The organism is Rhizobium sp. Root1212 (assembly GCF_001424985.1).
Lineage (GTDB): Bacteria > Pseudomonadota > Alphaproteobacteria > Rhizobiales > Rhizobiaceae > Pararhizobium.
In genome coordinates this window covers 535,770-549,716 of the sequence record NZ_LMDA01000012.1, presented here as the reverse complement: position 1 = coordinate 549,716, position 13,947 = coordinate 535,770, and the positions used below count along the sequence as shown (strand labels likewise).

Annotated in this window: 11 protein-coding genes; 3 read left to right on the top strand and 8 right to left on the bottom strand. The window is 62.7% G+C overall.

Annotation, left to right across the window (positions count from 1 at the left end; translation table 11 throughout):
* Positions 1 to 7: 7 nt before the first annotated feature.
* On the top strand, positions 8 to 1,654 hold the full coding sequence (locus ASC86_RS14620) for a thiamine pyrophosphate-binding protein (protein ID WP_056322310.1): 1,647 nt from the start codon (positions 8 to 10) through the stop codon (positions 1,652 to 1,654).
* A gap of 211 nt (positions 1,655 to 1,865) precedes the next feature.
* Here ASC86_RS14620 and ASC86_RS14615 read toward each other — a convergent pair whose 3' ends face one another.
* Entirely contained in the window at positions 1,866 to 2,204 is a 339-nt protein-coding gene (locus tag ASC86_RS14615) for a TIGR01244 family sulfur transferase (protein WP_056322308.1), read from the bottom strand.
* 68 nt (positions 2,205 to 2,272) lie between these two features.
* On the bottom strand, positions 2,273 to 3,100 hold the full coding sequence (locus ASC86_RS14610) for a DUF4432 family protein (protein WP_056322305.1): 828 nt from the start codon (positions 3,098 to 3,100) through the stop codon (positions 2,273 to 2,275).
* A 200-nt stretch (positions 3,101 to 3,300) separates the two neighbouring features.
* Between ASC86_RS14610 and ASC86_RS14605 the strand changes: the two genes are divergently transcribed.
* Together ASC86_RS14605 and ASC86_RS14600 are read left to right on the top strand one after the other, a co-directional pair.
* A complete protein-coding gene (locus ASC86_RS14605; RefSeq protein WP_082510185.1) occupies positions 3,301 to 4,716 on the top strand; it encodes a L,D-transpeptidase in 1,416 nt (471 codons plus the stop codon).
* Positions 4,717 to 4,850: 134 nt separating this feature from the next.
* Positions 4,851 to 6,140: an FAD-binding oxidoreductase gene (locus ASC86_RS14600; RefSeq protein ID WP_056322304.1), complete on the top strand. Its 1,290-nt coding sequence runs from the start codon at positions 4,851 to 4,853 to the stop codon at positions 6,138 to 6,140.
* Between the two features lie 204 nt (positions 6,141 to 6,344).
* Here ASC86_RS14600 and ASC86_RS14595 read toward each other — a convergent pair whose 3' ends face one another.
* The 6 genes from ASC86_RS14595 to ASC86_RS14570 form a co-directional block, all read right to left on the bottom strand.
* Entirely contained in the window at positions 6,345 to 7,037 is a 693-nt protein-coding gene (locus tag ASC86_RS14595) for a ParA family protein (RefSeq protein WP_056322300.1), read from the bottom strand.
* A gap of 230 nt (positions 7,038 to 7,267) precedes the next feature.
* Entirely contained in the window at positions 7,268 to 8,413 is a 1,146-nt protein-coding gene (locus ASC86_RS14590; protein ID WP_056322296.1) for an iron-containing alcohol dehydrogenase, read from the bottom strand.
* Positions 8,410 to 9,795 (bottom strand): aldehyde dehydrogenase family protein, encoded by a 1,386-nt coding sequence (locus tag ASC86_RS14585; protein ID WP_056322294.1) that lies wholly within the window; start codon positions 9,793 to 9,795, stop codon positions 8,410 to 8,412. Before ASC86_RS14585 ends, ASC86_RS14590 begins: the two co-directional genes overlap by 4 nt.
* Before the next feature lie 136 nt (positions 9,796 to 9,931).
* Positions 9,932 to 11,305, bottom strand: a complete 1,374-nt coding sequence (locus ASC86_RS14580; RefSeq protein ID WP_056322291.1) for a glutamine synthetase family protein — start codon at positions 11,303 to 11,305, stop codon at positions 9,932 to 9,934.
* A 90-nt stretch (positions 11,306 to 11,395) separates the two neighbouring features.
* Positions 11,396 to 12,943: an amino acid permease gene (locus ASC86_RS14575; RefSeq protein ID WP_056322289.1), complete on the bottom strand. Its 1,548-nt coding sequence runs from the start codon at positions 12,941 to 12,943 to the stop codon at positions 11,396 to 11,398.
* Between the two features lie 115 nt (positions 12,944 to 13,058).
* Positions 13,059 to 13,826: an N-formylglutamate amidohydrolase gene (locus ASC86_RS14570; protein ID WP_082510183.1), complete on the bottom strand. Its 768-nt coding sequence runs from the start codon at positions 13,824 to 13,826 to the stop codon at positions 13,059 to 13,061.
* Positions 13,827 to 13,947 lie beyond the last annotated feature (121 nt).

Genomic DNA, 13,947 nt, shown 5'->3' with positions numbered 1-13,947 from the left:
AGCAGACATGAAAACCGGAGGTCAACTGATCGTCGATGCGCTGAAGGCGAACGGCGTGAAACGTATTTCCTGCGTGCCGGGCGAGAGCTATCTCGCCGTGCTCGACGCACTTTACGACAGCGGCATCGAATCCGTCGTCTGCCGTCAGGAAGGCGGCGCGGCGATGATCGCAGACGCCTGGGGGCGTCTGACGGGCGAGCCCGGCATCTGCATGGTCACCCGCGGTCCGGGCGCCATGAATGCCTCGGCCGGGCTGCATATCTCACGGCAGGATTCCGTGCCGGTCATCCTGTTCATCGGCCAGGTGCAGAGCGATGCGCGCGAGCGCGAAGCCTTCCAGGAAGTGGAGTATCGCCGTGCCTTTACCGAGATCGCCAAATGGGTCGGCGAGATCGACGACGCCGCCCGCATTCCCGAATTCGTCACCCGCGCCTTTGCGATCGCGACCTCCGGCCGTCCCGGCCCGGTCGTGCTGTCGCTGCCGGAGGACATGCTGACCAGGGAAGTGGAAGCGGTCTCCGCCCGCGCCGCCGTGCCGGTTGAAAGCCACCCCGGCCCCAGCCAGATCGCCCGCCTGGAGGCTCTGCTGGCCAAGGCCGAACGCCCGATCGCCATCATCGGCGGCACGCGGTGGAATGAACAGGCCGTCGCCGGCTTCCGCGATTTTGCCGAACGCTGGCAACTGCCGGTCGGCTGCTCCTTCCGCCGCCAGATGCTGTTCGATCATCTCCATCCGAGCTATGCCGGCGATGTCGGCATCGGCATCAACCCGGCGCTGGCGAAGGAAATCAAGGAGGCGGACCTTGTGCTGCTGGTCGGCGGGCGCATGTCGGAAATGCCGTCTTCGGGCTATACGCTGCTCGACGTGCCCTATCCGAAGCAGACGCTGGTGCATGTCTATCCCGATCCGAGCGAGCTTGGCCGGGTCTATCGCCCCGATCTGGCGATTGCCGCAGCACCCGACGATTTCGTGGCAGCCCTCTCGGCTTCCGCTCCAAAAAGCGCGCCGGCCTGGGGCGGGCGGACGAAGCAGATGCACGAGGCCTATCTCGGCTGGTCGACACCGCCGCAGACCGGTCCGGGCGCGGTGCAGATGGGACCGATCATGGATTGGATCGAGGCCAATGTGGCCGAGAATGCGATCTTCACCAATGGCGCCGGCAATTATGCGACCTGGCTGCACCGCTTCCATCGCTTCCGCCGGTTCGGCACGCAGGCAGCGCCGACCTCCGGTTCGATGGGCTATGGGCTGCCGGCTGCCGTCGGGGCTAAAAAGCTATTTCCCGATCGGGACGTCATCTGCTTTGCCGGCGACGGCTGCTTCTTGATGCACGGGCAGGAATTTGCGACCGCCGTGCAATATAACCTTCCGATCATCACACTCGTCATCAACAACGGCATCTACGGCACGATCCGCATGCATCAGGAGCGGGAATATCCGGGCCGCGTCAGCGCGACCGACCTCACCAATCCCGATTTTGCGGCACTCGCCCGCGCCTATGGCGGCCATGGCGAAACGGTGGAAAAGACGGAAGACTTCGCCGCCGCCTTCGAACGCGCACGGGCAAGCGGAAAGCCCTCGATCATCGAGATCAAGCTCGATCCCGAAGCGATCACGCCGGCACGCACGCTGAGCCAGATTCGCGCCGGTTGAGGCGCTGAGAAACGAAACGGCGCGTGGGGAACGCGCCGTTTTGCTTTGTTTCTGCTTTTTGGACGAACGCCAACTCCACACTCTGCGTCATCCTCGGGCCTGACCCGAGGATCTTCCAGCCCCTGCCCGAACGGAGAGACTGATGGATGGTCGGGTCAAGCCCGACCATGACGGAAGAGAGTCGGGGGCTTACCAATTGGAGCCGGGCAGTTCAGTTCCGAATGTGCTGCGTCTGCTGGTAAACGGCCGTCGAGCGGGCACCGGAGCGGCAATAGCCGAGCATCGGGCGCTCGAAAGCGTCGAGCGCGTCAACCATCTGGTGCACGGCATCGGCGGTCACACCGGCGGGGCCGACCGGGATATGGGCGATATCGAGGCCCAGTTCTTCGGCGCGCGCGGCGATGAGGGCGAAGTCCGGCTGGTCCGGGCTCTCGTGGTCCGGGCGGTGGCAGACGATGGATTTGAAACCCATTGCCTTGATCTCATCGAGATCCTCGACGGCGATCTGTCCGCTGACCGAGTATTCATCGTTGATCTGGCGAATATCCATGGCAAAGCCCTTTCTCGGAAAATGTCGGTCTGATGTAAGACCCGCGACATGCGGCGTCAATCGCGGGTTCAGGCGACGCGGAAGGTCAGTTCGTAGGAAGTCGAAGCTGTGGGTTGCAGCGGCAGCATCTCGCCGGCTGCCGCAAGCTCCGGCCGCTTAGCGATGCGATGGGAAACGGGTTCGATGCTGATGACATTGGCCCCACCGCGCTCACAGCGCCACATCTGCAGATACGGCAGTGTCGCGGTCGCAAAGCGCACCTGCAGCGAGCGGCCGGAAAGCGCGGGAAACGGTCCGAGAACGACATCACTCCAGCCGTCTCGTCCGTGTGCCGGAAGGCAGAAATGGGCGCTTTCCCCTTCCCCGAAGCGCCAAGGGCGGGGTTCTCCGGCAAAAGCATCGGCCGACATCACGGTTTCCGGGGCCATCAGCCAGCCGCCGAGATTGATGTGATACATCATCATCGGGGCAAAGGCCTTGTCGCCGATATTCGTCAGTCGGTCGTAAAGATGAACGGCGCCGGCATCGACGGACCAGCGCCGCTCCAGTCGCGCCCGACCGCCGCCCGCTAGATCGAGTTCGATGACGCCCGTGCAGCCCTCCATCCCGGCCATCCGTGCTTCGAGGACCCGCGTGCCGGCAAGCGAGCCGTGCAGCGGATATGTGCCCGCGCCGTCCTCGATTTCCTCGGGATGGCGGATATGCTCCGGGCCGCAGGTGAAGAGAAAGCCCTTCAGCGCGTGGTCGATGCGCGGATCGCCATCGGAAGGAATGGCGGTTCCCGGCGAAAGATCGATGCCATCGACGACGAAAGCGCCGATATTCAGCGCCGATTGCCGGTCGAGAAGAATATGGAAATCCCCCTCGCCACCCTCACCTGCGATACGAATCGGCATAGACATCTCCCTTGCAAAACCTGCAACCAAACCCGGCCCTTAGACGTTTGATAGGCAAGCCGGCATTGCCTTGAAAGAGCCATGCGTTGAAATTACATCGCACTTAACGGGATGTTCATCATGAATTCAGATTTTTCATATTACCGTCTCATTTGATTTCTACGCGCCGAAAACCAACCGAAGACAGCAGGTTTACAAAAGTGACGCCCCGGACCACGATTTTCCTTCTCGCCGCCGCCAGTGCGCTCGGCCTTTGCGCGGGAACCGCTGCCGCCCAGGATCTCGGCCGCCTGCCGCCCGATGCGGTGCTCGTCACGCCGCAGGGCGAGATTCTCGATTACATCCCCGAATCAGGCGAAGTCACCCTCACGCGCGACCGGCGCGGCCGCACCGTGCTCGTCGACAACTGGGGCAATATCGTCGCCACCGTCATGGGCTCGGGCCGCCGTGGTGGCCAGGCCGTCGATGGTTTCGGTCGCAACGAGGCAAGCCGCTCGTATGGCAATCAGGGCTACGGCTCCTCGGTGCGCCGTTATGGCGATACCGTCTACAGTTCCGCCCCGGACTATCGCGACCCCGCCTATCGCCAGCCGGGCGATATAACCGGCTCGATCCCGGATTACCGCGACAGCGTTCCGAATGTCGAGCGCCAGCCGCTGCCCGATTCGCAGACGGCCTCCCTGCCCGATGAAAACGACAGCGCCGCCCTGCCGGCACTGGAAGACAGTCCGAGGGGACCGACCCTGCCGCCGGCTGCGGCCATCGGCAAGAAGTCCAGCGCGGAAATCACCGCGCTGCAGGTATTTCTCGACCGCGAAGGCTTTTCGCCGGGCGTGATCGACGGCAAGAAGGGCTCGAACGTCACCAAGGCGATCGAGGCCTGGCAGCAGGCGACCGGCGAAACGCTCGATCCGAACAACACCGATGATATTCTGGAGCGGCTACGGCTGAGCGGCGGCCTGCCGATCACCTCGTATACCATCACGGCTGCCGACGCCGCCGGTCCTTATGTCGCCTCGATCCCGGAAGATTACGCCCATAAGGCGATGCTTCCGCACCTCTCCTTCACCTCGACGACGGAGATGCTGGGCGAAAAGTTCCACATGGACGAAACCTACCTGCGTGAACTGAACCCCGGTGTCGATTTCACGGTTCCAGGCACGATCATCAAGGTCATTTCGCCCGGCGAGAAGAAAACCGGCAAAGTGGCGCGCATCCTCGCCGACAAGGCTCGCAAGCAGCTTTTCGCCTATGACGATGCCGGCAATCTGATCGCTGCCTATCCGGCCTCGATCGGTTCGGCCGATACGCCCTCACCATCCGGTACGGTGCAGGTCGATCGCATCGCGCTCGATCCGGGCTACACCTATAATCCGAAGATCAACTTCCAGCAGGGCGCCAACGACAAGATCCTATCGATCCCGCCGGGACCGAACGGCCCGGTCGGCACCGTCTGGATCGCACTGTCGAAGCCGACCTACGGTATCCACGGCACGCCCGAACCGTCGAAGATCGGCAAGACCCAGAGCCACGGCTGCATTCGCCTGACCAACTGGGATGCGACCGAGCTTGCCAAGATGGTGAGCGTCGGAACCACGGTGGAGTTCGTCGATTGAGGCCTTGGCCTCGTTCGCCTTCCTTCAGTCCAGAGCGATGCTTCATGACTTCATGAGATGTTCTCATGAAACAAGCGCGCCCGCTTGCTCTATCTGTTACAAAGCTGCTCACAGACTTTTCAAGGACGACACCGATGGCCGCCGAACGCGCTCTTCCCAACCTCTGGCATGCGACCGCGCCGGCGGCGCCCGAAACGACGCCGCTCAACGGTGACGTCACCGTCGATGTGGCGATCATCGGCGGCGGCTTTACCGGCCTCTCGGCCGCGCTGCATCTCGCGGAAAAGGGTGTGAACGCCATCGTCATCGAAGCGCGTATGATCGGCTTCGGCGGTTCCGGCCGCAATGTCGGCCTCGTCAATGCCGGCATGTGGACGAAGCCCGACGACCTGATCGCCACGCTCGGTAAGGCCGTCGGGGAACGGCTGCTGACGGAACTTGGCGACGGCCCCTCGCTCGTCTACTCCCTCGTCGAAAAGCACGGCATGGAATGCGAAGCCGTCCGCAACGGCACGCTGCACATGGCCGTAGGTGCCGAGGGCGTGAAAGACATCCGGGAACGCGAGACCCAGTGGAAGAAATTCGGCGCCCCGGTCGAGGTTCTAGACGCCGCGCGCGCCCGCAAACTGACGGGTGCTGAAGGTTTTGCCGGCGCCCTGCTCGACCGCCGCGCCGGCACGATCCAGCCGCTCGCCTATGCCCGCGGTCTTGCCCACGCCGCCCTTGCCGCCGGTGCCCGCATCCACACCGAAACACCGCTGGAAGGCGCCGAGCGCAAGGGCGACGTCTGGCTTCTGACGACGCCGCGCGGCCGCATAACGGCAAAGCATGTGATCCTCGCCACCAACGCCTATGGTGCGACAGTCGGCAAGACGCCGTGGACGGCCCACACGGAAGAGCTGACCATCCTGCCCTACTTCCAGTTCGCCACCAATCCGCTGCCGGCCAAGGTCGCTGAAAAAATCCTGCCGGAGCGGCAGGGTTGCTGGGATACCGGCCTCGTCATGACCTCGTTCCGCACCGACAAGCAGAACCGCATGATCTTCGGCAGCATCGGCCGCCTTGATGCCATGGCCGAGGGCACGCACCGCGCCTTTGCCATGCGCTCCGTTCGCAAGATCTTCCCCGAGATCGGCGATATCAAATTCGAATACTGGTGGGATGGCCGCATCGGCATGACCACCAACCACTTGCCGCAGACGCATCAGGTCGCGCCGAACGTGTTCTCCGTCAGCGGCTATAACGGCCGCGGCATCGCACCGGGCACCGTCTTCGGCCGGGCGCTGGCGCAGCGCGTACTCGGCGATGAAAACGCCATTCCGATCGCCGAAACGCCGGTGACACCCGATCCCTGGCGCGCGCCGAAATCAGCCTTCTACCATGTCGGCGCCCAGGCCAAGCACCTGATCGACCATCGATTTTAAGACAAAGAAGGCCTCGCCACACCCTCTACCGTCACCCTCGGGCTTGACCCGAGGGTCTTCCAGCCTCTCGCCGAATGGAGGTGCTGATGGATGCCTGGCTCAGGGCCGAGCACGACGGAGGAGAGAGTTTTCGGGCCGCCAAAAGGCGCCCAAAAAAGAAGCCCCGCCGGAGAGGACGGGGCTTTTTGCGTGCTAAGAAATTCGTCAAGCCGCGCGGCGGGCCGAACTCGTGGTGCGTAGCGGCACCAGGCGGCGGACTTCGTCGCCGAAGGCGCGGGCGTTTTCGCGGGCCTTTTCGAGGTTGCTCACCCGCTCCGGGTCCATGGTCTGGAGCGTGCCGCCACAGTCGAAGATATCGCGGAAGGCGGCGCGTTCGATGATCGGTGTATCGAGCACCGGGACGTTGCGCTGGGAGAGCAGCGTCTTGACCACCTGCAGCGCGCGGGTGGTGACGAGCGAGTTGACGCGGGTCAGCACCACGGAATGATTGATCGAAATGCCGGCCTTTTCCTTGAGATAGGCAAGCAGTTCCAGCACCTGCGCCCCACCCTTGGCGTCCATGGCACAGCCCTGGATCGGGATCATCACATGGTCGGACATGCCGATCGCCGTTGCCATCAGCGTGTTGCGGGCGCCGGCGAGATCGATGACGAAATAATCGGTATTAGCGCGGTTCTCGGCAATGTGGGTCTGGATATTGGCCATGCTCACAAAGGAGATGACCTGCACGTTCGGCACCGACACGGAAATCTCGTGCCAGGTGGTGATCCAGTGCTGCGGATCGCAATCGAGAATGGTGACCCGCGCGCCCGTGCGCGCAAGTTCCTGTGCGAGGATCAAGGCGGCGGTCGTCTTGCCCGCGCCGCCCTTGGTGTTCGCAAATGTAATGACTGGCATGGTCTGTCCCCGTCTGAATGATGGCCCGAGCCCCGGCATGGCTCTCGTCAAGCGCCCGTTTCGATCGCGCTTCGGTTACCAGAACCTTTCAGAACGTGGTTAATAAACTCTGAAGACCGCCTCGCCAGAATTAACTACTCAGCCCGACGCAAGGCATCCACGCACGAAAAAAGCCCGGAAACACAATGGTTTCCGGGCCTGAGCGTCAAAGCCGCCTGGGGCCTTAAAGGTTAAATGCACTCCTTGAAGAGCTGCTTTGCCGCTTCGAGCGTCAATTCCACCGGGTTGCCGCCGGCGGTGGGGTCGACGATCGCCATTTCCGACATCTCGTCGATCCGGTCTGTGCCGACGCCGAGCGCAGAAAGCTTGTCGGGAACGCCGAGTTCTTCGCGCAGCTTCAGCACGTAGTCGTAGAAGCCGTCGAAGCCGCCGGAAATACCGAGATAGGCGGCCGCACTTGCGATCCTGCCTTCGATGGCCGGACGGTTGAAACGCAGCACCGGCGGCATCACCACGGCGTTGGTCATGCCGTGATGGGTGTTGTAGATCGCACCGACCGGATGGGAGAGCGAGTGGATGGCACCCAGACCCTTCTGGAAGGCAACGGCGCCCATGGCGGCGGCCGACATCAGGTTGGCGCGGGCTTCGATATCCGTGCCGTCCTTATAGGCGCGCGGCAGGTATTCCTTGACGAGGCGCATGCCTTCAAGCGCGATGCCCTGTGACATCGGGTGGTAGAAGGGCGAGGAATAGGCTTCGAGGCAGTGGGCGAAGGCATCCATGCCGGTGCCCGCGGTGATGACCTTCGGCATGCCGACCGTCAGTTCCGGGTCGCATATGGTCACGGCCGGCAGGAACTTCGGATGGAAGATCACCTTCTTGGTGTGGGTCTCGGAATTGGTGATGACCGAGGCGCGGCCGACTTCCGAGCCGGTGCCGGCCGTGGTCGGCACGGCGATGATCGGCGCAATGCCTTCGACGCTCGCACGCGTCCACCAATCGCCGACATCCTCGAAATCCCAGACGGGACGCGTCTGGCCGGCCATGAAAGCGACCGCCTTGCCGAGATCGAGGCCCGAGCCGCCGCCGAAGGCAACGACGCCGTCATGGCCGCCATCCTTGAAGGCCTTTACGCCGGCTTCGAGGTTCTTGTCGTTGGGGTTCGGATCGACGTCGGCGAAGATGGCGCGGCCGAGGCCGGCAGCTTCGAGAATGTCGAGCGCCTTCTGCGTGATCGCCATCGGGGCGAGGCCCCGGTCGGTGACCAAAAGCGGCTTCTTCATGCCGACCGCCTTGCAATGATCGGCAAGCTCGCTGATGCGCCCTGCCCCGAACTTGATGGCGGTCGGGTAGCTCCAGTTGGCGGTGATGGTCATGCTGTGACTTTCTTCAGGTGATAGGATTTCGGGCGGGTGAGGTTCTGGAAGCCGATGACCGAAAGCGAGCCGCCGCGGCCGGTTTCCTTGACGCCGGTCCAGCACAGCGCCGGGTCGAGATAATCGGCACGGTTCATGAAGACGGTGCCGGTTTCGATTTCGGCACCGATGCGCGCGGCGCGCTCGGCATCCTTGGTCCAGAGCGAGGCGGTGAGGCCGTATTTGCTGTCGTTCATCAGCGAAAGCGCTTCAGCGTCATTCTTCACCTTCATGATGCCGACAGCGGGACCGAAGGTTTCCTCGCGCATGAATTCCATCGAATGATCGACATCGACGAGGATCTGCGGGGCGACATAAGCGCCGACGTCATCGGCCGGAAACAACTTCGGATCGACCAGCGCCTTGGCGCCCTTGGCGACGGCGTCAGTGATCTGGGCGCGCACCGTCGCGGCAAAGCGCTTGTGGGCCATCGGGCCGAGCGACGTTTCCTTGTCGAGCGGGTTGCCGAGCTTGTAGTTCGAAACCCAGGCAACGGACTTTTCGACGAAATCGTCATAGAGGCTTTCGTGCACATAGATGCGCTCGATGCCGCAGCAGCACTGTCCCGAGTTGAAGGTTGCGCCATCCATAAGCGTATCGACAGCGGCGTTGAGATCGGCGTCTTCCATCACATAGCCGGGGTCCTTGCCGCCAAGCTCGAGGCCAAGCGGCGTGAAGGTGCCGGCGGCAGCCCGCTCAATCGAGCGTCCGCCTTCGACAGAACCGGTGAAGTTGACGAAATCGAAGCTCTTTTCGGCAATCAGCGCCGAGGTGGTGTTGTGGTCTAGGAAGATGTTCTGGAAGACGTCTTCCGGCACGCCGGCCTCGTTGAAGGCGCGCACCATGCGCTCGCCGACGAGGATCGTCTGGCTGGCATGCTTGATGATGACCGTGTTGCCGGCCATCAGCGCCGGGGCAACCGTGTTGATCGCGGTCATGTAGGGATAGTTCCACGGCGCGATGACGAAGACGACACCATGGGCCTCGCGCGCGATACGGCGCTCGAAGCTGGCGCTCTCCTCGATGACCAGCGGGGCCAGCGCATCGGCCGCGATCGTCGCGACATAGTTGGAGCGCTCGTTGAAACCGCGGAACTCGCCGCCGTAGCGCACCGGCCGGCCCATCTGCCAGGCCAGTTCCGGCACGACCTCATCGACCATTTCATTGAGGCGCGCCACGCCCTTCAGCACGAGCTGAACGCGCTCTTCCAACGGCCGCTTCGCCCAGCTTTTCTGCGCCTTCCTGGCACGCGCGACGACTTCGCGGGCAGCTTCCAGCGGCAGAGCCGGGCGTTCGGCGTAAACCGAACCGTCGATGGGTGAAATACATTGGATCATTGTCATGATCAGTTTTCCTATTGGTTTATCCGTGTTTCATCGACCAGCGTACAAGCACACCATATGGTCAAGATGAAGCCGGACCACCCGTTGCCTGTCGGCATCGCGGCAATCCGGCCAATATGCAAAACGCCGACGGCTTTTACGCCCTCTCGAAGCCGCGCGCCACCTCCCAGTCCGTCACGCGACGATCGTATTCTTCCTGCTCCCACTGCCCCGCGCGGGTGTAGTGGTCGATCACATCGTTACCGAAGGCTTCGCGCAGCATTTCCGAATTGGTCATGAAGCTCGTCGCATCGCGCAGCGTCTTCGGGATTTCGCGCACGCCGCTGCCGCCGCCATAGGCGTCGCCGACGAAGGGGGCTTCAAGCTCCAGCTTGCCCTCGATGCCGGCGATGCCGGCGGCGATCAGGGCGGCCATGGCGAGATAGGGATTGAGATCGGAGCCGCCGACGCGGCATTCGATGCGGATGCCCTTGGTGCCTTCGCCGCAAAGGCGGTAGCCGGCGGTGCGGTTGTCCTTGCTCCACACGGCCTTGGTCGGCGCGAAGGTGCCGGCCATGTAGCGCTTGTAGGAGTTGATGTAAGGCGCGAGGAAATAGGTGATTTCGCTGGCGTGGGTCAAAAGGCCGGCGACGTAATGGCGCATCATGTCCGACATGCCGTATTTGGCATCCTTGTCGAAGAAATGCGGCGTCTTGCCGTCAAGGCTCCACAGCGACTGGTGGATATGCGAAGACGAGCCGGCAGCCGAATAATGCCACTTGGCGAGGAAGGTGATGGCCTTGCCGCGGCTCCAGGCGATTTCCTTGCAGCCGTTCTTGATGATCACGTGGCGGTCAGCCATGGCGAGCGCATCGGCATAGCGCACGTTGATCTCTTCCTGACCGGCGGAGGCTTCGCCCTTCGAATTCTCGACGGGAATGCCGGCGCCCTGCAGGCCCTTGCGGATCGCCCGCATCACATCCTCTTCCTTGGTGGTCTGGAAGATGTGGTAATCCTCGTTGTAGCCGCTGACGAGCCTGAGGTCGCGGTAGCCGCTTTCGCGCGCATCGTCATAGCTCTGGTCGAAGAGGAAGAATTCCAGCTCGCTTGCCATATAGGCCTTGAGGCCCATGGCTTCGAGGCGCTTCACCTGACGCTTCAGGATGGCGCGCGGCGAATGCGGCACTTCCTGATGCGTATGGTGATCGAGCAGGTCGCAGAGCACCAGCGCCGTTCCCTCGAGCCACGGAATGCGGCGCAGCGTCGAAAGATCCGGCTTCATCGTATAGTCGCCGTAGCCCGCCTCCCAGCTGGTCGACTTGTAGCCGGAGACGGTGTCCATCTCCATGTCGGTGGCGAGCAGATAGTTGCAGCTATGGGTCTCCTCATAGCCGCTCTCGATGAAATATTCCGCCTGGAAGCGCTTGCCCATGAGGCGGCCCTGCATGTCGACCTGGCAGGCGAGCACGGTGTCGATGCGCCCCTCGGCGACATCAGTCTTTAACTCTTCGAACGTGTAGATTGCAGTCATGATTTCGGGCCTTGTAATGGAGGCCGGCCGCGCGGGCCGGAAAAAGGGAGGGCGAAGGCCGCTTGGGGGCAGCCTTCGCAGCAAAGGCGATCAGTGCTCGCCGACAGCCTTTTCGGCAGCCGCGATCTCCGCCTGGCGGCGGGCCACTTCGTCGCCGATCGGCGGGCCGCGGAAGCGGCGCGTCTCGAAGCCGAACCAGATGATGCCGGTGAGCACCAGGAAGCCGACGGTGACATAGAGCGCCGGATCGTTCGGCGGCTGGATGCCGAGCACGAAGATCAGGATCATCGCCAGGACCGAGAGCACGGCAAACAGCTTGAACGTGCCTTCGCCGAGGTTCCACGGACCCATCTTGTCCCACTTCGACGTACCCCAGGCGAAAAGGCCGAGCGTGATCGGGATCGCGAAGGAGAAGAACAGGAAGATGACCGTGCAGGACACGACGATCGTATAGACCGGCGTTTCGCCGATGGTGACGAGCGACGAGCCCCAGACGAACAGCACCGACAGGATAGAGCCGGTCCAGATGGCGGCGACCGGCGTGCGATAGGTCGGGCTGACCTTGGCGAGCGCCTTGGAGGCCGGCAGGCCGCCGTCACGCGAGAAGGCGAAGATCATGCGTGAAACCGAGGTTACCGTCGCCAGACCGCACAGCCACTGCGACAGCAGAATGGCGAAGTAGAGGATGTCCTTGACGGTCGGGTTGACCTGTTCGCTCATCGCCCAGAAAAACACGTTCCAGCCCTGCTTTGCAGCGTCGTCCATGTTCGGCAGCATCAGCACGAAGGAGCACAGCATGATATAGCCGAACAGCGCCGACCAGAGCACGGAATAGACCATGGCGCGCGGCACGGAATGCGCCGCCTTGACGGTTTCTTCCGAAGTGTGGGCCGAGGCGTCGTAGCCGGTGATCGTGTAGATCGGCAACAGCAGGCCGAGCAGGAACACCCAGCCGCCCGAAGTCGCCGGCCAGACGTTGCCGCCGGCTTCGCCCGAATAGTTCGCGAAGGTAAAGAGCCGCCCGAACTCATAGGTATCGGCAGCAGTGAGGCAGACGATGGCGAGCGCGATCGAGGTTGCGAAGATCAGGTAGCCGGAGAAGTCCGTGAGCTTCGCCGTCAGGCCGATGCCCATGTGGTTCACCAGTGCCTGCGCGCCGGTGATGACGGCGAGGAAGATGATGCGGGTGACCGTCGTGTCTTCCATGCCGAAATACGGCGTGCCGAAGGTGCCCATGAAGAAGTAGTAGGTACCGACATTGATGGCGCCGAGAACGGTGACGAGACCCAGCAGGTTGAACCACGCGGTCAGCCAGCCGGTAAAGCGGTTGCCGAGGATCGAGCCCCAGTGATAGAGGCCGCCGGCCGTCGGATAGGCCGACGAAATCTGCGCCATGGCGATGGCGAAGACCAGCGACACGAAGCAGCCGATCGGCCAGCCGATGCCGATCGCAGCGCCGCCGGCGCCGGCGGTTGCCTGAGCCAGCGAGTTGATACCGCCCGAAAGAATGCAGATGATTGAAAAGGACACCGCGAAATTCGAAAACGAACTGAGGCGCCGCTCCAGCTCCTGCGCATAGCCCATGGAATGCAGGACCTGCATATCCGCCTTTTTATCTGAATCAGAATAATCTGACATTGATTTTCCCCTGTAACGACAGGGCCGTCGGCGGAATTGCCGAAAGCCTCCAATGCCTGGTCCATGGCAAGCCATGGCCACACTCCGCGGACATGCCGCTCCCCTGGGTCTTGTTTTATTGTTTCGACATCGACTGCAGGCTTTCGCGCAGCAGCCCCGTCAGATAATCAGCCATGACCCTTTGGCTGTTATCGTCAGCGATCAGGTCGTTTCGGACCTCGATCATTACATTGGGCAGGCGGTTGGCCAGCCCGTGCAATTTTAGCGTATGCGTCACGCCGTCTTCCGGCCCGTAGGGCGCGTTGCGGCGGATATCGTAGCGCGCCGCCTTTTCGGCAGCCGAGAGCATGCCATCGGCCAGACGCGCGTCCTCGTCATGCAGGATGCCGACCTCGACCGCGCGCGGCTTGCCGAAATAGACCGGCGTGAAGCTGTGAACCGTGACCAGAACCGGCATCACGCCAGCGGCAAGACGCGCCCGCAGCAGCGCATCTATTTCCCGGTGAAACGGGAAATAGAGCGCCTCGACACGGGCGGCGCGCGCCTCGTGCGACAGGGCGGCATTGCCGGGCACGGCATAGACTTCGCTGGTTTCCGGCATGGCGCCGGGCGATTCCGGCGGCCGGTTGCAATCATAGGCGAGCCGGGAAAAGCGCTGGTGCACCAGCGTCGCATCGAGCGACTGCGCCATGTAACGCGACACGGCAAGCGCGCCGGGGTCCCAGGCGATATGGCTGAGAAGAGCTTCGGGGGAAAGACCGAGCGTGCCGAGGCTTTCCGGCAGGGTGCGCGATGCGTGCTCGCAGACGATGACCACAGGGCTCGCGCCCTCGGCATTCTCGACGGCAACCGGGCCGCCCTCCGCTGCACTCAACAATGTCACCGGCCCCTCGATCGCTTCATCAATCGTTAATGAAAAGAATTCTTCAGGATTTGGCCCCTGTCAACGGGGATATGAAAATTTCTCTTCAAAAAACCATTTGACTCGAATTGTCAGAGCGATG